The following is a 17,357-nucleotide window of genomic DNA, read 5'->3' as shown; positions in this document are numbered from 1 at the left end:
CCATCCACACCTTGCAACACCACCAGCCCGATCCAGGCCGCCTCCTGCAAATGCAGCGGCTTACCAATCCCCTACGCCTCTCCCACTTCCACCCGGCAGCATGACAGTCGCTTGGGCGGCACTTTCTGACCGCCCATGAAAAAGCCCCTCATCGAGGGGCTTTCTGCACAGCCTTTGAGCGATCCCGCATCAGGTCATCTGAATGATGGTCTGCATGATGGTGCTCTGGGTGGAGATGGTCTTGGCGTTCGCCTGATAGTTGCTCTGGGCCTTGATCAGGTTCACCAGCTCGTTGGTCAGGTTGACGTTGGACTCTTCCAGGGAGTTGGAAGCAATCGCCCCCAGCGTGCCGGTCTTCGGCGCGTCATAACCCGGGATACCGGAAGCGTAGGTTTCTTTCCAGCTGGTGCCGCCTACCGGCTGCAGGCCTTGCTCGTTGGTGAAGCTGGCCAGGGAGATCTGACCGATCGGCTTGGTCTGCTCGTTGCTGAAGTTGGCCAGCATGACGCCGGTACCGTCGATGGTCAGGCTGCTGATCTGGCCAGTGGAGTAGCCGTTCTGCGCGATCACCGAACGGTTGCTGTCGCCGAATACCGAACCGGTCTTGGTCATGTCGATGCTGACACCGTTCGCCGCGCCTTTGGCACCGTTTGGAGTAAAGACGCCGTTGACGACGGAGCCCGGAGTCCAGGCAGCAGCCGACATGACAATGCTGTTACCGCTGACCGTGAATTGGCTGGTGGCAGGTGGAGTTGGCGCAGCCAGAGTCTTCAGCTTGCCCGAGGAGTCGAAGGTCATGGTAATCGGGGCCTGGTTGCTCATGCTGAACGCCGTGCCATCCGGATTACGACCCTCGATCAGGGTGTAGGTCTGCCAGGTGTTGGGGCCCGACTTGATCATGTACTGGTCCATGACGTGCTTGTTGCCTTGGCTGTCATAGACCGGGGTGCTGAACTGCTTGGTGTAGGTGGTGTTGTCGTTCGGGTTGAACACGTACGCAGGCGAGGTCGAAGCCACATTGATCACATCAGCGTTGGAGTCCAGGTTGATGGTCGACGAGATCGAGTCGGTAGGCTTGGGCGCCAGGTTCGAAGTATCGATCCGCAGGTCGGTCAGCACACCGTTGATGATCTTGCCGTTGGCGTCCACGGCATAGCCTTGCAGGCGCGCAGTGCCATCGCTGTTGGTGATGTAGCCTTCCTTGTCGGTCTTGAAGGTACCGGCACGGGTGTAGGTCAGCGAGCCATTGGTGCTCAACACGAAGAAACCTTGCCCCTGGATACCCATGTCCAGCACGTTGCCCGTGTTGTTGATTTCACCGTTGGTGAACTGCTGGGAAACGTTGGCCAGGCGCACGCCGTTACCCACCACCTGGGTGCCGCTGCCCAGCTTGGTAGCGGAGTACACGTCGGCGAATTCCGCACGGGAAGACTTGAAGCCAGTGGTCGCAACGTTGGCAATGTTGTTGCCGGTAACGTCGAGCTGTTTGTTGGCAGCATAGAGACCGCTAAGGCCGATATTGAAAGACATATTCCACTCCTTGTGCCGGTTAGTCGGCTCTAGATACCAATAGTTTGTACTTTGGACAGGGCAATCGGGCTGCTCAGGCCAGCCAGGTTCAACATCAACTCGCCCCCGGTCTGACTGATGGTGACGCTGTTGACCGTCGCCGGCAGATAGGTGATCAGGTCAGTGCCCTTGCCATCGATGCTGGTGCTGGCCTTGAAGGTGTAGTTGCCAGGATCGGCCTTGGTCCCGTCGGTCTTGGTGCCATCCCAGACGAAGCTGGCATTGCCGGCCTTCTGGCTGCCCATGTCGATGGTCTTGATGGTGTTGCCATCCTTGTCGGTGATCGTCACCTTGACCGAGCTCACGCTGGACGGAACGCTGACCGAACCGTTCATGCTCTTGCTCGTGTCCACCTGGGTGGTACCGGTCTGGACGATTACCGAACGACCGACCAGGGACGAAGCCTGCAGGGCCTGGGACGATTTGTAGTTGCCCGTGATCGAGTTCACCGACGTGTTGAGGGTGGTGATCCCCTCCAGCGTGGAGAACTGCGCCAGCTGGGCAACGAATGCACTGTTGTCCTGAGGATCGAGCGGGTTCTGGTTGTTCAGCTGGGTTACCAGCAGCTTGAGGAACGCGTCCTTGCCCAGGGCCTGCTTGCCGGTAGCGCTGTTGGTCGCCGCCGCCAAGCCGTCGGGACTGGTGTTGCTCGTCTTTTTCGACGAGTTCGCCAGAATATCCTTGAGGGATGGGGCGTTGGTGGTATCAGTAACGCTCATTGGATTCGCCCCTTATCACTGACCGAGGGTCAGGACTTTCTGCATCATGGTTTTGGCGGTGTTCATCATTTCAGCATTGGTCTGAAATGAGCGGCTGGCAGAAATCATGTCCGCCATTTCTTCCACCACGTTGACGTTGGGGTAGTAGACATACCCCTTGGCGTCAGCGGCCGGATGGTTAGGCTCGTAACGGGCTTCGAGGTTGCTCTGATCCTCGACCACACCCAGCACCTGCACGCCTTGACCGGCAGCATCCTGGTTCTGGAACAGCGAATCGCTGCCACCGCTCTGCGCGCCCTGGAACATGGTGGCGAATACCGGGTGACGGGCGCGATAGGTCTGGTCGATGCTCGACGACACGCTCTCGGCGTTGGCAATGTTACTGGCGACGGTGTTCAGGCGGGTGGTCTGAGCACTCATGCCACTACCGGCAATATTGAAAACACTGGCAAGGGACATGGATTACTCTCCGCGCAGGGCTGAAACCAGCCCTTTGAATTTGCTGTTGAGCAGCGTGAAGCTGGCCTGGAAGTCCACCGAGTTCTGCGCATAGCTCGATTGCTCGAGCTGCGCGTCCACGGTGTTCTGGTCAATCGAGGGTTGCATCGGCGTGCGATACAGCAGCGACTCATCGCCACTGCTCAAGCCCTGTGCTTCGATATGCCGGCTATTGGTCATGTTCAACGCGAAAGAGCCGTTCTTGGCCTTGTCGTTCTGCTCGGCGAGCACGGCAGAGAAGTCCAGGTCCCGAGCCTTGTAGTTCGGGGTATCGGCGTTGGCGATGTTGTTGGCCAATACTTCGGCACGCTTGGCGCGAAAGCCAAGAGCCTGCTCGTGGATGCCGAGCGCTTTATCGAAGCTGATGCTCATGTCGGAAACCTTCGGGTGACCTGATTTTTCGTAATCTGGATATAGCAAGCCTCGTGCCAAGTCACCAAAGCCCATAAATCAAGGGGTTATTGACGGTCCGCCCGGCGGCAATGCCAGAAAAGCGGCAATGGATTTCCGCAAAACGCCGGCAAAGCGGCAATCACCCTGCCGCCTTCCACTTGCCCAGGATGAAATGTCGCGCACAAAAAAGGAGGCCCGAAGGCCTCCTTTTGCATTGCGGCAAGTGACAGTTACTTCGCCTGGTAAATGATCCCAGGACTGCACTGCACCATCTGATAGTGATCCGGCAAGCCATTGAGCGCTTCGGAAGCTCCCAGGAACAGGTAACCACCTGGCTTCAAGGTGCTGTGGATACGCATCAGGATGTCCTTCTTGACCTCGGCCGAGAAGTAGATCAGCACATTGCGGCAGAACACGATGTCGAACTTGCCCAGGCTGGCGTAGCTGTCCAACAGATTGAACGAGCGAAACTCCACCCGGCTCTTGATCGGCGCCTTGACCACCCAGCGCCCCGGCCCCTTGGGATCGAAATAGCGCTGCAGACGCTCGGCCGACAAGCCACGGCCAATCGCCAGACTGTCATATTCGCCAGTCTTGCAATTGTTGAGCATGGTTCCGGACAGATCAGTGGCAACGATCTGCACGCCCATCTTCAACTGGCCCATGTTGCTGCGCTCGAACTCATCGATGGACATCGACAACGAGTAAGGCTCCTGCCCCGAGGAGCAAGCCGCCGACCAGATCCGCAAACGCTGGTTGGGATTGGCCTTGATGGCTTCGGGAAGCACCTTGTTCTTCAACACCTCGAACGGATAGGTGTCACGAAACCACAAGGTTTCGTTGGTCGTCATCGCATCCACGACCATCTCGCGCAAACCGCTGCGTGGCTGGGTCTGAATACGCTGAACCAGCTCACCCAAGGACTTTATGCCTTGCTGCTCCATCAGTTTGTTGAGACGGCTCGAGACGAGATACTGCTTGTTTTCCCCGAGCAAAATACCACAGGCTTTTTCCAGGAAGACCCGGAACTGTTCAAAATCCAAATTACCCGTAGACAATGCTGCCGCCTCTTAAATCTATGTTCGCCAGGGGCTGATGCCCTCAGCTATGGTCTGCTGCTTTGATCCGGTCGACTACCCGGGATGCCAGGTCATCAGGACGGAACTTGGCAAGGAAGTCATCGGCACCGACCTTCTTCACCATCGCCTGATTGAACACCCCTGACAACGAAGTATGCAGGATGATATGCAGCTTTTGCATGCGTGGATCGTTACGAATCTCGGCCGTGAGGGTGTAGCCATCCATTTCGGGCATTTCGATGTCGGAGATCATCATGAGGAACTCCTCTTCCGGCTTCTTGCCCTCATCCACCAGCTTGCGCAGATAGTCCAGCGCCTGCCGGCCATCATTCAACGCCACGACCTCGACCCCCACCGTCTGCAGGCAACGGGTAACCTGCTTGCGTGCCACCGACGAATCGTCGACGGTCAGCACCCGCAGGGAAACAGCCTTGTGCTGGGTCTCGAGATCCACCACGCCCACCGAGATCGCCTCGGAGGTGGGCGCGACTTCGGCCAGTATCTTCTCCACGTCGATGATCTCGACCAACTGGTTATCGACCCGGGTCACTGCCGTCAGGTAATGATCGCGTCCGGTGCCCTTGGGCGGCGGATGGATTTCTTCCCAGTTCATGTTGACGATACGCTCCACCGAGCGCACCAGGAATCCCTGGGTCTTGGTGTTGTATTCCGTGATGATGACGAACGGATTGCTCTGATCCTGCAACCCGCCAGACCCCGTAGCCATCGCCAGATCCAGGATCGGAATGGTCGCCCCTCGAATATTCGCGACACCGCACACGACAGGATTGGACTTGGGCATCAAAGTCAGCTTGGGGCATTGCAGCACCTCGCGAACCTTGAATACGTTGATCCCGTAGAGCTGCCCACCGTCCAGACGGAACAGCAACAGCTCCAGGCGATTCTGCCCAACCAATTGCGTGCGCTGGTTTACCGAATCCATTACACCAGCCATGCCCAGACTCCCCAAAGCTTTAAGATCCGACGCCCGTTAAATGCTAAACGGCACGAGGCTTGCTTTTTAACTGTTATGAACGCCAAAACGACATTTTTCCGACGCCTGACATCCCCCTACCGCGCATTGCTCTGCGGGCTGTCGGCGTTGTGCATTTTAAACCCTGGCGGCCCTGCCGTTGCTGATTCGGTCACCCTGCCTGATCTACTTATCGGCGTCACTCAAGGGTTTCTTGAATTCACGGTAGAAGACTACCTGGCAACCAGTCAAACGGAAGGTCGCTATGAAATCCAGGTCAACCAGCTGGATCCTCGCATGCGCATGCCTGCGTGCGACAAGGAATTGACAGCGAGCCTGGAAAGCCCGGCACAACCGCTGGGACGGGTCACGGTCAAGGTACGCTGCGAAGGCACCTCTCCCTGGACCGTATTCGTGCCGGCCCAGGTCAAGCTGTTTCGCGAAGTGGTCACCACTTCGCGCCCGCTCAAGCGCGCCGGCATCATCGAACCCGACGACGTGGTACTCCGGGAACGGGACATCAGCCTGAGCAACCAGGGCTACCTGACCTCGGTGGACCAGGCCATTGGGCAGAAACTTGTCCGACCAATGGTCGCCGACCAACTCATCACCCTAGCCCACCTGGAGCAGGCTGAAGTCGTACGCAAAGGCGATCAGGTGGTGATCTCGGCCCGCAGTGGCACCTTGAATGTGCGGATGCCCGGCGAAGCACTGTCCAACGGCGGCATGAGCGAGCAGATCCGAGTCAAGAACCTCAACTCGCAGCGGGTGATCAAGGCCCGAGTTACCGCGCCCGGACAGGTGGAAGTCGCCATGTAGATGACTGGCGCTCCCCCCGCTCGTTCCCTAAACTGTGGCCGAAAGAGGGTCGCAGATACCTGAGCTGGCTTGTCGACAATTGAGCCTAAAGTTTTTCAGGGTATGGCCGAAAACATGGCAAGCGTCCAAATACCCAGAGGTTTTCTTCATCATGGTCATCGACTTCAGCCGTTTAAACAGCTCCCCTTCACTGACAGGCAGCACGCGCACCAGCACCAGCACCAGCAAGGATATCGGCGATGCCGACAAGTCCGCACCGCTGGCAAGCGCCGCCGAGACCAGCAAAAGCGGGGAATCGGTTCACCTCAGCAATGAGGCTCAACAGTTGCAGAAAATCACTGACAAGCTGCGCGATCAGCCTGCTGTCGACAAAGCCCGAGTGGCCGAGTTGAAGCAAGCCATTGCCGATGGCAGCTATAAGGTCGACAGCAACCGTATAGCCAGCAAACTGCTCAACTTCGAAGCCCAGCGCTAGCCCCAGGCTCGCGCCAGGCTTTTGGACGCTTAATCCCCAAGGCCAGCCATGCACGACACCAACCTACTGCAACTGATCAACGATGACCTAGCTCCAGCGCAACAGCTGCTGGAGCTGCTGCGGGCGGAGTCCATTGCCCTGCACGGCCGCGACATGCCGTTGCTGGAGGATATCCTGGCGCAGAAGCAAGCCCTGGTCATATTGCTGGAACAGCATGGCCGCAAGCGCACGCAGATCCTTGCCAGCCTGGACCTGCCACCCAATCGCAAGGGCCTCGAGCAACTGGCCAGCCACTCGAGCCTGGGCGAGCAACTGCTTGAGCAAGGCAGCACGCTGACTCAACTGCTCGCCGATTGCCAAGCCGCCAACGAACTCAATGGCCGCTCGATCCAGATTCAACAAGCCACCACTGCCAACCAGTTGAAGATCCTCAACGGTGGCGAACCTCCTGCGCTATACGACGCCCGCGGCTCTACCTCGATGCTTGCGAAGCCACGCCCACTCAGTCAGGCTTGAGCCTCAAAAATGAGAGCGTGCTACCCAGCCGTGAAACATGCTGGCAAAATGCCAGTTTTTGCGTGTAGTTGTATTTTGTCTGGAGACTGATGAACCGTGTTCAATGCCACAAACGCGGAAGATGCTCCGCAGCCACCCAAGGTGTTCACCACTGCGTTGGAGATTTCCTCCAACCTGCGGCTGCTGCAAGAGAGTCACGACCCGCTGATCATCACTTTCCATGAGCGCAGCCAGCGTTTTCAGAGCTACCTGGTGGAAGTGGACCGCGACAGCAACATGATCGCCCTTGACGAGATGATTCCTCGCGACGGCGAGCGCTTCATGCTGGCGGGGGAACCGTTTCGCGTCGAAGGCTTTCACGAAGGCGTGCGCATCGCCTGGGAAAGCAACGGCGTCCCCACTCTCGACGAATCCAACAATGGCCGGTGCTATCGCACCACCCTGCCGGACGAAGTGGTCTACCACCAGCGCCGCAACGCCTTCCGCGCGGCATTGAAGCTGGCGCAGCTGGTGGATATCGAACTCGGCGGCGAAAAGCTCAAGTCGCCCCTGACCGGCAAGCTGCTGGATATTTCCGCCACCGGCTGCAAACTGCGCTTCGACGGCGACATCTCCTCGCGCCTGCAACTGGGCCAGGTCTATGAGCGCTTTATCGCCGCCCTGCCCTTCGGCAGCATGACAGCGCCGGTCGAGTTGCGTTACCTGCACCACGAGGAACGAATCGACACCACCTTTGCCGGCGTACGCTTCCACAACATGAGCGGCCTGGTACAACGCCAGGTCGAGCGCTTCGTCTATCAGTTGCAGCGTGAAGCACGGCGCTTCGACAAAGACGACATGTGATCATCAGGCGCCAATGAAAACGGGCAGTGCCTTGCGGCAACTGCCCGTTTTTTTTGCCACTAGGGCCTGGCGCCACTGAAATCTGCGCTAGCCGGGTCCTCCGGCGGCACCTCATCCGGCACCTGATCGCCCTCTGGCGTAGATTCCGTAGCCGGCGCAGCGTCTGGGCCTGGAGTGGTCTGCATCTGATCCTGCACCACCTGCTCGTCCACCCGCGGATCAAGAGCCGCCACCAGGGGCGAGCTGGACATGCTGTCCGGCATCGCCACGTGCTGCAGCGGCGCATCGTCCACCTGGTGCAGATTGGTCACCGCCTTCGGCCGTATCCGCCACACCAGGACCACGGCGAAGAAGCTGAAGAAGGCATAGAGCATCTGGCTGCCGAACAGCTTCATCAGCACCCCCGCCGCCAACGGGCCGATACTCGCCCCCACGCCGTAAGTCACCAGCAGCATCGCGGTCAACGACACTCGCCGGTCTCCTTCGACGTGGTCATTGGAGAATGCCACCGCCAGTGGATAGAGGCAGAACTGCACCAGGGAACAGAGGAAGCCAAGGACAAACAGCACCTCCAACGGCACCTCAGGCAGAATCGCCAGAGGCAACGCGGCAACCGCCAGGAACAATGCAAAACAGCGGATCAGCAACGCCCGATCGTAACGGTCGGACAGCCAGCCCAATGGCCACTGCACCACCAGCCCGGCAAAGATGCAGCTCCCCATGAACAGGCCCACCTGCTCGGTACTCAGCCCCTGCTGCGATGCATAGAGCGGCGCCAGGCCGTAGAACGAACCGACGATCAATCCGGAGCCCAGCACGGTACTCAGAGATTGCGGCACCCGCTTGATAAAGAACCGCGGTTCCATGGGCGCGGGATGCAAGGGCGCCGGGTGAATGCGCCGAGTCATGGCCACCGGTACCAGGCACAGGGCAAAGCACAGTGCCACCAGCATCAGCAACTCCAGCCCCAGGGCCGGGTGCATGACCAGAATCAACTGCCCCAGAACCAGCCCCAGGTAGGAGGCGATCATGTAGCCGCTGAACACCAGCCCACGCTGATTGGCATCGGCCTGCTCGTTGAGCCAGCTTTCGATGACCATGTACTGGCACATCATCCCCAGGCCGACAATCATCCGCAGCACCAGCCAGGCCGGCAACCAGTCCACCAGCCCGTGCCCGAGCACCGCCGCGCCGACGATCCCAGCGCACGTGGCATAGGCACGAATATGCCCGACCCGGGCAATCAGCCGGTGCCCCAGCTTGCCCCCCAAAACCAGGCCGAAATAGTTGGCCGCCATCAAGGCCCCCACCCACAAGCCATCGACATGATCGGCGGCCAGGCGCAAGGCCAGGTAAGTACTGAGCAGGCCGGAGCCGATCAGCATCATCAGCGAAGCGAAATAAAGCGCTCGAAAGGATTTCCAGATTTGGCGCATCGGCGTTCCGAGCGGCTCCTTGAATGAGGAGTCGGGCCCCTTGGCAAGACAGGGCCCGACCAGCGACGTGTCGGTTATGCCTGGGCCGCTAAAACACGCCGCTCCCAGGGAGTGATTTCATCAAAGAAACTGGTCAATTCCATGGTCTTCGAAGCGATGTAGCCTTCGATGAACTCGCTGCCAAACAGTTCCCTGGCCAACTGGCTACGCTTGAGACGCTCCAGTGCCGCATGCAAGGTACAGGGCAGGGACAAATTGTCCGGCACCTCGAACTCGCCCTGGATCGCCGCCCCCGGCTCGAGCTCGTTCTCGATACCGTGCAGGCCCGCCGCCAGACTCGCGGCAATCGCCAGGTAGGGATTGGCATCTGCCCCCGGCAAGCGGTTTTCCACTCGCCGCGCCACTGGCGAACTGGCCGGAATACGCAACCCGGCCGCCCGATTGTCATGGGACCAGCACGCATTGTTCGGCGAAGCGTAAGGATGGCACAAGCGCTGGTAGGAGTTCACGTTGGGGGCGAACAACGCAGTGAAGTCCGCCAGCCCGGCCTGCAGGCCACCGATGAAATGACGGAACATCGCCGTGGGCTGCCCGGCCTCGTCACTGAAAACATTTCGGCCGCTACCAATCTCCACCAGGCTCTGGTGAATGTGCATGGAACTGCCCGGCGTGTGGGCCAGGGGCTTGGCCATGCAGACCACGATCAGGCCATGCTTGAGTGCCACTTCCTTGAGCAGGTGCTTGAACAGGAAGGTCTGGTCTGCCAAGAGCAGCGGATCGCCGTGCAACAGGTTGATCTCGAACTGGCTGACACCCATTTCATGCATAAAGGTATCGCGCGGCAGGCCCAGGGCCGCCATGCACTCATAGACCTCCTTGAAGAACGGTCGCAGCCCGTTGTTGGAACTGACACTGAACGCCGAATGACCTTCTTCCCGTCGACCATCCAGGCCCAGCGGCGGCTGGAAGGGGTGCGCGGGGTCTGCGTTGGCGGCGAACACGAAGAACTCCAGCTCGGTGGCCACCACTGGCGCCAGGCCCAGGGCCGCATAACGGGAGATCACCTGCTTGAGCTGGCCACGGGTAGACAACCGCGAGCTCTCGCCACTGAGTTCATCCGCATCACAGATGGCCAGCGCCCGTGGCGTCTGGCTCCAGGGCAGGCGATGAATCTGCCGGGGGTCGGCATTGAGTGCCAGGTCGCCGTCGTCGCTGCCGTAGAAACGCGCGGGCGGATAACCGCCCATGATGCACTGCAGCAGCACCCCACGTGCCATCTGCAGGCGCCGCCCCTCGAGGAAGCCCTCGGCAGTCATTACCTTGCCCCGCGGCACGCCATTCAAATCCGCAGTGACACACTCAATCTCATCAATGCCCGTCAATCGCTCGGCGAGTGAACTGTGGCCATCGGTTGTCATGACTCAATCCTTGTTGTTATACGAGCCGCGAACGGCGACCCGTACAAAATACGCACCACCCGTTCAAGATTTCAAGCAGACAAGAATAAAATCCCCAACACCGCCCCGGCCTGCCCGACAGCCCTCCCATTCCCGCCAGTTGCAGAGCGACAAAGGCCGGACAACACCAACAAAGACCGCAGCTCGGCGGCGCGCCTGCACCAGGACAGCCGCGGGCTCATCGACTCCGACGGCAAAAAGCGGCTCAGGGCAGGTAAAGCTTGAACAACCCACCGCCCAAGGGGCCGCCATTGCTGATCCGCGTGTGCCCGCACACACCGTTACGCTGGTGCAGCTCGGCAATGCGCCCGGCGAAGTACAGCCCCAGCCCGGTACTGCCACTGCTTTGATTGATGCCCTGCACATAGTCGACCTGGCGCTCGATCATCGCCTGAGGGTAACCCTCACCGTCGTCATTGATGGACAGGACCACCTGCCCCTCTTCATCACTGACCGTGATCAACAACGCATTGCGCGCATAACGGATCGCATTGTTGATGCAGTTGGCCAGCACCGAGGCAATCAGCTCGCGATCGAAAAAGCCCAGGGGGCTCAGCGGATCGACCTCATAGGTGGCGGAAATCCCGCGACTCTTGAACACGTCCTGATGGCTCACCAACTGGGCTTCGATAAAGTCGTCCAGCTCATGGTAGGCCGGCTGCAGTGGCAATTGATTGACCCCCAGCTTGTACAGACCCAGCAGCTGCACCAGCATGCCGTTGAGGTGTGCAAACTCGAACTCGATCACGCCCTGCTCCGGCGCCTGCTGCTCTGCTGGCACGCGCGCCAGCCACTGCGCATGAGCCTGCATCAGCATGGTCAGGGAATTTTTCATGTCATGTACGGTGGAGGCGATCACCGTGGAAAAGTCGAGCGCCTGTTGCTCTTCGATCATTGGCCAAACGCCTTGCTTCGCAGCTTCTGGTAGCGCGGGTAGCGCGCATCGGTATCGGGCATCATCCCGACCATTTTCAGGCACGTCTGGCATTCCTCCAGAAGTGCCGCATCCGGATTGGCGTCCGCGCCATGCAGCAGCGACTGCGCCATGTTCAGGGCAATACTGATGTTCTTCGGTTGCATGGCGAGGGCTTTGCGGAACAATTCCCGAGCCTCGACCAGATTGCCCCCCTTGTAACTGCGCACGCCTTGTCGGTTGATGTCGGCCGCCGCATTGGAAGAACTGAGGATAGTCGGATCGTCGGTCAGCTTGGCAATGTTCTGCATCACCTTCGGATCGTCACCGTAGATTTCCGCACAGTTCTTCAACATCGACGCGCCGGCACTGGCCTGGCCGAGCATCTGCAACTGCTTGGCCACCAGCAAGGCGGCTTCAGGGCTCATGAACTGCTCCATGCCGTCCAGTCGCATCAACGCCTGCTCGGTGAGTTTCTCTGCGGTTTCCGCATCATTGAGCAACAGACTGGTGGCCTTCATCAGCCGCGCGCGAATCTGCAGGCCCGGGTCGGTGGGGTTTTCCTTGGCCACCGCGCTCAGGGTCTGGTTGATCTCCAGGCGAGTGCGCGTGTCCAGGCCCTTCTCACTGCCCTTGCTGATCAGCGCATGGGCCAGGCCCAGGTTGCTTTCCGGGTCCTTGAAGCGTGACTGCGCGCCCTGGGATACCGCCTGGCGATAGGCCCTGGATGCACTGTCAAAGTCCTCGTTGGCCATGGCCAGCTTGCCCAGCAGCGCCTGACGTCGAACCGCCAGGGGCGACAGCCGTACCGCCTCTTCCAGCACATGCTGGGCACGCTTGTTGTCGCCTTCGGCCACCAGCACTTCAGCCAGCCCGTCATAGAGCCCCGGCATCATCGGGAAGGCCTTCAGGGCCTTTTCGTACACCGCCTTGGCCTCACCTACCTGCCCACGCTTGAACAGCAGCCGCCCCAGCCCGACATAGGCCCACGGCAGTGGCCGGTCCGCCAGGATGCTGTTGTACAGGCGCTCCAGGGCCTCGTTCTGATGCATGTCACGCAAGGCATCCGCCCGATAGCGCAGGCACAGCGGGGCATAGCGTGGATCTTGCTTGCACAGGGCGATGCAGGCATTGAGCACCTCCACCGGCTTGCCCCGATCAAGGGCCTGGAGAATCGGCTTGAGCAGGGTCTTGCGCTGCTGCAGGCGCTCCAGGCGCTGAGCCAGGCCGGAGCGGTTGAAAGGTTTGGTCAGGTAGGCGTCGGGCTCGTGCTCCAGGGCGCTGAGCACCATGGCCTGGCTGCTCTCGGCGGTGACCATGAGAAACACGCTTTCATGGCTGATGAGCTTTTCCAGCATCAGGTCTTCCAGCACCTGCTGGCCGTTTTTCTTGCCGTCGCCCAGGTGATAGTCCTGGAGGATGAAGTCGTAGCGCTTCTGCGCGCACATGCGCAGGGCCTGCTCGCCGGTGTCGGCGGTGTCCACATCCTTGACGCCCAGCTCACGCAGCATCGAACGCACCGAACTGCGGAAGTCCGAGAAATCATCGACGATCAAAAAGCTCTTTTGGTGATACGCCAGCATCGAAGATTCCAGGCAAGTAAGAAGATCAGTCCATATACACAAGGACCCGCCGGCATCACAGCCGGTTTTGGCGCGCCGATCATAACTGCTGGCCACGGGCCATCAAGCACTTTCCCATAGGCCGCAATGCGCGTCGCCACCCGGGAACACAATTGTCCACTGAGGTTATCGGCCGGGTTTGGCATTCCCTTATAGAGTTCGACCAGCATTTGCCGCAAGAGGCCGCCAGCCTCGGCTTGAGTCTGAAAACACCCGCTGAAAATGCCTCTGCCGCGCGTTGATATCTTGGATTCTGAAACATCACCTGATAGCGTGCGCGCCTTACAACCTCGATCGTTTCTGTTGCACTGCCCGCGCCGCACACAAGGCCGGCCAATCGGCAAATGATCCATCCATCGCAGGCCTCACAAGCCTGCGACCCAGGTGTCGACGGATCGGCATGACAGCTGACGACGGCGTGTGCCGATCTGCCAGGCAGTGCATCTCGCGATGCGCAGGTCATTATCAAATGGAGTTAACGATGGCACATAACAGCAAAGCGATTACCGCAATTGAACTGGAACAGTTCATGGATCGCCTTGAGGCACAACAGCAGGAGCAGGAGAACGACACGCTGCTGAGCCAGTTGCAGGCACAACCGCTGCAAGCCGATTCCCTGGCCTCCATTGATCGCTTGCATGTGCTGTGGATGCAGGCCGGTGACCCGGCCGCGGCCAGGGCGGTGATCGACCAGGATGGCGAGGCCCTGTTGCAAGCCATGCAGCCGTCGGCCCGCGCCGAGCTGAAAATGAACCTGGCCATCCTGCGCCTGCGGGTTGCTCATTATCTCGACGACGTTCCGGCCCTTCTGGAAGTGCTCGAACAGCTCCAACAGATGGCAACCGCCCCCCTGGACTTCGACATCGAGCACTACCGCCGCTATCGGATCTTCGACGAACTGGAACAAGGCAGCGCTGAAGTCGCGCTGAAAACCATCGAAGTACGTTACACCCTGACCCTGATCAACCCCGCCCGGGCGCTGCTGCGAGCCTGGGATGCCGCCGACCAGCATCGACGTCGCGCCCGGGTCCTGGCCTTCCATGAACGTGATGAGGAAGCTCGCAATGCGGCGCTGGAGGCGGTCAACGCGGTACGCACCGCCGGCCCCGATCAGGACATCGATGAAGGCGACTGGCTGTGGCTGGGCAACTCGCTGATCGAGATCATCCCGCTGCGCCTGGCGCTGTTCGAACAGCCCATCGCCCAATTGACCGCTAATCTCTCCTTGCCCAAGCGCCGTGAGTGGGAAGTACGCACTGCGCGCCTTGCGGCCCGCGCCCTGCATGCCCAGGGCGACCTGGCCGGGGCCTTGAATATCCGCAACGCCGCAGCCCTGAGCCTGGACTCCGACGGTGGCAACAACTTCATCGAATATGAATTGCCCTGGCTGGTGGAAGCCGGTCGCATCGAAGAGGCCGGGCATCGAGCCTTCATCGATGTCTATGACCGGCAGACCGAGATCTGGCCGGCCACCGCGCGACTGATCCTCCATCGACTGCAAGATCCTGAAGACCGCAGCGCCTGGTGGCCGATCTGCGTGATGCGCGCCTGCATCAACCAAGAGGTGCTGCAGAGCTTTATCTCGGCCCTGCCGACCGTCGAGTCGATCGAGTCCGAAACCACGGCGTTGCTGGCAAGCCTCTATGCAGTCATGGACGAGCAACAATCCCTGGACCAGTTGTTTGCCGAAGCCCGGGCCGAAGCCCTGCGTCGCAGCCCTGAGCATCCCTGGATCAACCGCCTGGCCGCGGTGCACGATGCCGAGCGCGGTCTGATCGACGCTGCCAGCGAAGCCAGCCTGCTGCAGAACGCCATCCAGGCTGGCCGCATGCAGGACAACCGCAGTGCCTTTTCGCTGTTTGCCGCCCGGGTCGAAAGCCTTGGGGTGATCGAAACCCTGAAGCTGCCAAAACCGATCCTGGCCAGCGGCTTGCAAGCCTACAACTACGCCCTGACCATTGATGACCTGGTGGAGGCCGAGGCAGACAAGCTGCCGGCGGCAGCCCGAAACGAAGCCTACTCGCTGCTGTACGAAGCACAGCGGGACGCCTACGAGCAGGGCCAGGCGCACATGGAGCGCTACTTCGCCACCGGCAGCGGTCATCCGTACGATGCCTGCGCACACCTGTATTCCATGCTCTGCAACAACCTGGCGATCAACTACCGCTGCTACAACGAGCAGAACCGCTTCCAGGATGCCATTGACCTGCACCAGCGCGGCATCGCCGCCAGCTCGTTCGCCGAGCACTACAACGGCTTGCTCAGTGCCCGCATCCGTCTGGACGATCATGCCGGCATCGTCGAAGCCGCAGAGCAGCTGTGGCACTACTCGATGGAGTTCGGCTACAGCCGTCACGACCCGAATGACTACATGACCTCCGTGGTCTACGCCCTGTATTCGCTGGATCGTGACAGCGAGATTCTCATCTGGCTCGAACGCCTGCTCAAGTGGCAGCAAGAACAAGGTGTCAGCGACCAGCAACTGGACAGCTCGGCATTGTTCGCCCGGATCAAGGTGGCACGCTACCTGGCCCACGCCTACCCGGACAACGCCGACAGCCTCTGGCAACGCTATGAGCCCCTAGTACTGGAAATGAACGAAGTCTCGGTCATGTCCAGCGCGGTGGACTTCTTCAAAGCCCGTGGACGCACCGCCGAGGCCATCGACTACTGCGCCCGAACCCTGGCCCTGTGCAGTCCGGACGACGACTACGATGTGCAGTGCCGGTCCAGGACCGAACAGATCCTGCTGGAGCTCCAATCACCGGAGCAACCCGCCGGCAAGAAAAGCTGGTGGCAGATATGGAAGTAAATGTCGACCTGCGCACCTCCAGCTATGCCGCACGCAACCTGCTCAATGCCGATGAGCTGAAACGTGGCATCAGCCAGCGCAGCCAGGAGCGGACGGACGAGGGGCCGGTGCAGAGCTGGTTGCTGAATCATTTCTATCGACATCTGGCAGGCAACTTCGAACCCGCGCGGCGGATCCTGACCCAGGAAGAGGCTGCCGCGGCCATGGGCACCGACCTCTTGCCGGCCTGGGTGAGCGGGTATTTCAGCGCGGCCGCCAAGGCACAGGCCGAGGACGCCATGACGGCGACGGTCCCGCTGGTCTGGGTTGACCCTCAGGATCCGCAATTGCTGCACCAGGAAGCCCAGTTTGTGGAATTCCTGACTTCGCGCAAAGGCACGGCACTGGAAGGCAAGCTTGATCGCATCACTTGCCCGCAAGCCCTGGCATTGTGGGCGAAGGAACATGCACAGATGGCCGCCCGGGTCGACCAGGGCTGGCGCCAGAGTTCGGACCAAGCCCTGAGGGTTGCCGTGACCTGCGCCGAGCACACCTGGGTCGAGATGCGCCCGGATAGCCCGCTGCTGCGGGCCGAAATGGCCTTTGAAAGCTACGTGATGCGCCACTGCCTGGGGCAGTTCGCCAACCGCCGCGCCTTGACTGGCGGCTACGGCGAGCGCTATGCCGAAGCAGTGGAACAACAGGGCATGCGTGTGTTCAGTCTGCGTGATGCCCAGGGCCAACCCCACATCACCGTAAACCTGATCATCCAGGACGGCGGATCACTCACCGTGGAACAAGTCAAAGGCAAACAGAACCGACCGCCGGTCGAACGCTACTTCCAGGACCTGCTGCTGCTTCTCAACACCCTGGACACCGACTCACAGACACCGGCCGACTGTATCGCCATAGGTATCGTGCGTACCGAGGCCGGCTGGCTGCGTATCGAGGCCGTCAGCGATCCCGAGGCCCAAACTCGCCTGGTGGCCCGCTACCCGCAATTGTTCTCGCGGCTGGATGCGCCCTCAGCCATGGTCGAGTGGCTGGTGGCAGCCCGCCAGTCGGACCTGCTGCTCGAGGTCCCACCCCAGGCACCGTCGGTGAAGTACGCCACCCGCCACATTTTCAAAAAACACCCTGGGCACCCACAGCCGGCTGACAGCCCGCTCTTCGATACCGAAGGCGTCCCCTGGAAAGGCATGTCCTCTCCCCTGGCGGAGGAAATCACCGCCTGGCAGGCCAGGGAACGGTGAA

General features: G+C 60.3%; 16 protein-coding genes. 6 read left to right on the top strand and 10 right to left on the bottom strand.

Going from position 1 to position 17,357, the window contains the following annotated elements; all coding sequences use genetic code 11:
• Window positions 1-189: 189 nt before the first annotated feature.
• The 6 genes from flgE to U873_RS0103810 form a co-directional block, all read right to left on the bottom strand.
• A complete protein-coding gene (gene flgE / locus U873_RS0103835) occupies window positions 190-1,530 on the bottom strand; it encodes a flagellar hook protein FlgE (RefSeq protein WP_025126975.1) in 1,341 nt (446 codons plus the stop codon).
• Between the two features lie 29 nt (window positions 1,531-1,559).
• Window positions 1,560-2,288: a flagellar hook assembly protein FlgD gene (flgD, locus tag U873_RS0103830; protein WP_025126974.1), complete on the bottom strand. Its 729-nt coding sequence runs from the start codon at window positions 2,286-2,288 to the stop codon at window positions 1,560-1,562.
• Window positions 2,289-2,303: 15 nt separating this feature from the next.
• Entirely contained in the window at window positions 2,304-2,747 is a 444-nt protein-coding gene (gene flgC / locus U873_RS0103825) for a flagellar basal body rod protein FlgC (protein WP_011062742.1), read from the bottom strand.
• A 3-nt stretch (window positions 2,748-2,750) separates the two neighbouring features.
• Entirely contained in the window at window positions 2,751-3,158 is a 408-nt protein-coding gene (flgB, locus tag U873_RS0103820; RefSeq protein WP_025126973.1) for a flagellar basal body rod protein FlgB, read from the bottom strand.
• Between the two features lie 251 nt (window positions 3,159-3,409).
• Complete coding sequence (gene cheR, locus U873_RS0103815; protein ID WP_025126972.1) at window positions 3,410-4,237, bottom strand: protein-glutamate O-methyltransferase CheR; 828 nt, start codon at window positions 4,235-4,237, stop codon at window positions 3,410-3,412.
• Window positions 4,238-4,280: 43 nt separating this feature from the next.
• The gene (locus U873_RS0103810) at window positions 4,281-5,213 is read right to left on the bottom strand and encodes a chemotaxis protein CheV (protein ID WP_025126971.1); all 933 of its coding nucleotides are present in this window, start codon (window positions 5,211-5,213) and stop codon (window positions 4,281-4,283) included.
• 75 nt (window positions 5,214-5,288) lie between these two features.
• On the opposite strand from U873_RS0103810, the gene flgA reads away from it, so the two are divergent.
• From flgA to U873_RS0103790, 4 genes are all read left to right on the top strand, one after another.
• Window positions 5,289-6,050: a flagellar basal body P-ring formation chaperone FlgA gene (flgA, locus tag U873_RS0103805; RefSeq protein WP_025126970.1), complete on the top strand. Its 762-nt coding sequence runs from the start codon at window positions 5,289-5,291 to the stop codon at window positions 6,048-6,050.
• A gap of 151 nt (window positions 6,051-6,201) precedes the next feature.
• Window positions 6,202-6,525 carry a flagellar biosynthesis anti-sigma factor FlgM gene (flgM, locus tag U873_RS0103800; RefSeq protein ID WP_025126969.1) on the top strand — a complete coding sequence of 108 codons (324 nt, stop codon included), beginning with the start codon at window positions 6,202-6,204 and terminating at the stop codon, window positions 6,523-6,525.
• 48 nt (window positions 6,526-6,573) lie between these two features.
• On the top strand, window positions 6,574-7,041 hold the full coding sequence (locus tag U873_RS0103795; protein ID WP_025126968.1) for a flagella synthesis protein FlgN: 468 nt from the start codon (window positions 6,574-6,576) through the stop codon (window positions 7,039-7,041).
• Between the two features lie 96 nt (window positions 7,042-7,137).
• Window positions 7,138-7,884, top strand: a complete 747-nt coding sequence (locus U873_RS0103790; RefSeq protein WP_025126967.1) for a flagellar brake protein — start codon at window positions 7,138-7,140, stop codon at window positions 7,882-7,884.
• A gap of 59 nt (window positions 7,885-7,943) precedes the next feature.
• Here the strand turns inward: U873_RS0103790 and U873_RS0103785 are convergent, their stop codons facing one another.
• From U873_RS0103785 to U873_RS0103770, 4 genes are all read right to left on the bottom strand, one after another.
• Window positions 7,944-9,320 carry an MFS transporter gene (locus U873_RS0103785; RefSeq protein ID WP_025126966.1) on the bottom strand — a complete coding sequence of 459 codons (1,377 nt, stop codon included), beginning with the start codon at window positions 9,318-9,320 and terminating at the stop codon, window positions 7,944-7,946.
• Window positions 9,321-9,394: 74 nt separating this feature from the next.
• A complete protein-coding gene (locus U873_RS0103780; protein ID WP_177330234.1) occupies window positions 9,395-10,636 on the bottom strand; it encodes a glutamine synthetase family protein in 1,242 nt (413 codons plus the stop codon).
• Between the two features lie 346 nt (window positions 10,637-10,982).
• A complete protein-coding gene (locus U873_RS0103775) occupies window positions 10,983-11,672 on the bottom strand; it encodes a sensor histidine kinase KdpD (protein WP_025126964.1) in 690 nt (229 codons plus the stop codon).
• Window positions 11,669-13,273, bottom strand: coding sequence for a tetratricopeptide repeat-containing response regulator (locus tag U873_RS0103770; RefSeq protein ID WP_025126963.1), 1,605 nt, complete (start codon window positions 13,271-13,273; stop codon window positions 11,669-11,671). Before U873_RS0103770 ends, U873_RS0103775 begins: the two co-directional genes overlap by 4 nt.
• Window positions 13,274-13,793: 520 nt before the next feature.
• On the opposite strand from U873_RS0103770, the gene U873_RS0103765 reads away from it, so the two are divergent.
• Both U873_RS0103765 and U873_RS0103760 read left to right on the top strand, forming a co-directional pair.
• On the top strand, window positions 13,794-16,124 hold the full coding sequence (locus U873_RS0103765; protein ID WP_025126962.1) for a hypothetical protein: 2,331 nt from the start codon (window positions 13,794-13,796) through the stop codon (window positions 16,122-16,124).
• Window positions 16,115-17,356 carry a hypothetical protein gene (locus U873_RS0103760; RefSeq protein ID WP_025126961.1) on the top strand — a complete coding sequence of 414 codons (1,242 nt, stop codon included), beginning with the start codon at window positions 16,115-16,117 and terminating at the stop codon, window positions 17,354-17,356. The genes U873_RS0103765 and U873_RS0103760 overlap by 10 nt, the downstream gene beginning before the upstream one ends.
• Window position 17,357: the final 1 nt, after the last annotated feature.

The sequence above is a fragment of the Pseudomonas sp. PH1b genome (assembly GCF_000633395.1).
Taxonomy (GTDB): Bacteria; Pseudomonadota; Gammaproteobacteria; order Pseudomonadales; family Pseudomonadaceae; genus Aquipseudomonas.
The sequence above is the reverse complement of the archived record's forward strand: the minus strand, read 5'-3'. Positions and strand labels throughout refer to the sequence as shown.

What these genes read in the sequence shown, in the direction of transcription:
- flgE (WP_025126975.1), bottom strand. Translation starts at nt 1,530, where the DNA reads ATGTCTTTCAATATCGGCCTTAGCGGTCTCTATGCTGCCAACAAACAG.
- flgD (WP_025126974.1), bottom strand. Translation starts at nt 2,288, where the DNA reads ATGAGCGTTACTGATACCACCAACGCCCCATCCCTCAAGGATATTCTG.
- flgC (WP_011062742.1), bottom strand. Translation starts at nt 2,747, where the DNA reads ATGTCCCTTGCCAGTGTTTTCAATATTGCCGGTAGTGGCATGAGTGCT.
- flgB (WP_025126973.1), bottom strand. Translation starts at nt 3,158, where the DNA reads ATGAGCATCAGCTTCGATAAAGCGCTCGGCATCCACGAGCAGGCTCTT.
- U873_RS0103810 (WP_025126971.1), bottom strand. Translation starts at nt 5,213, where the DNA reads ATGGCTGGTGTAATGGATTCGGTAAACCAGCGCACGCAATTGGTTGGG.
- flgA (WP_025126970.1), top strand. Translation starts at nt 5,289, where the DNA reads ATGAACGCCAAAACGACATTTTTCCGACGCCTGACATCCCCCTACCGC.
- flgM (WP_025126969.1), top strand. Translation starts at nt 6,202, where the DNA reads ATGGTCATCGACTTCAGCCGTTTAAACAGCTCCCCTTCACTGACAGGC.
- U873_RS0103795 (WP_025126968.1), top strand. Translation starts at nt 6,574, where the DNA reads ATGCACGACACCAACCTACTGCAACTGATCAACGATGACCTAGCTCCA.
- U873_RS0103785 (WP_025126966.1), bottom strand. Translation starts at nt 9,320, where the DNA reads ATGCGCCAAATCTGGAAATCCTTTCGAGCGCTTTATTTCGCTTCGCTG.
- U873_RS0103780 (WP_177330234.1), bottom strand. Translation starts at nt 10,636, where the DNA reads ATGACTGCCGAGGGCTTCCTCGAGGGGCGGCGCCTGCAGATGGCACGT.
- U873_RS0103775 (WP_025126964.1), bottom strand. Translation starts at nt 11,672, where the DNA reads ATGATCGAAGAGCAACAGGCGCTCGACTTTTCCACGGTGATCGCCTCC.
- U873_RS0103770 (WP_025126963.1), bottom strand. Translation starts at nt 13,273, where the DNA reads ATGCTGGCGTATCACCAAAAGAGCTTTTTGATCGTCGATGATTTCTCG.
- U873_RS0103765 (WP_025126962.1), top strand. Translation starts at nt 13,794, where the DNA reads ATGGCACATAACAGCAAAGCGATTACCGCAATTGAACTGGAACAGTTC.
- U873_RS0103760 (WP_025126961.1), top strand. Translation starts at nt 16,115, where the DNA reads ATGGAAGTAAATGTCGACCTGCGCACCTCCAGCTATGCCGCACGCAAC.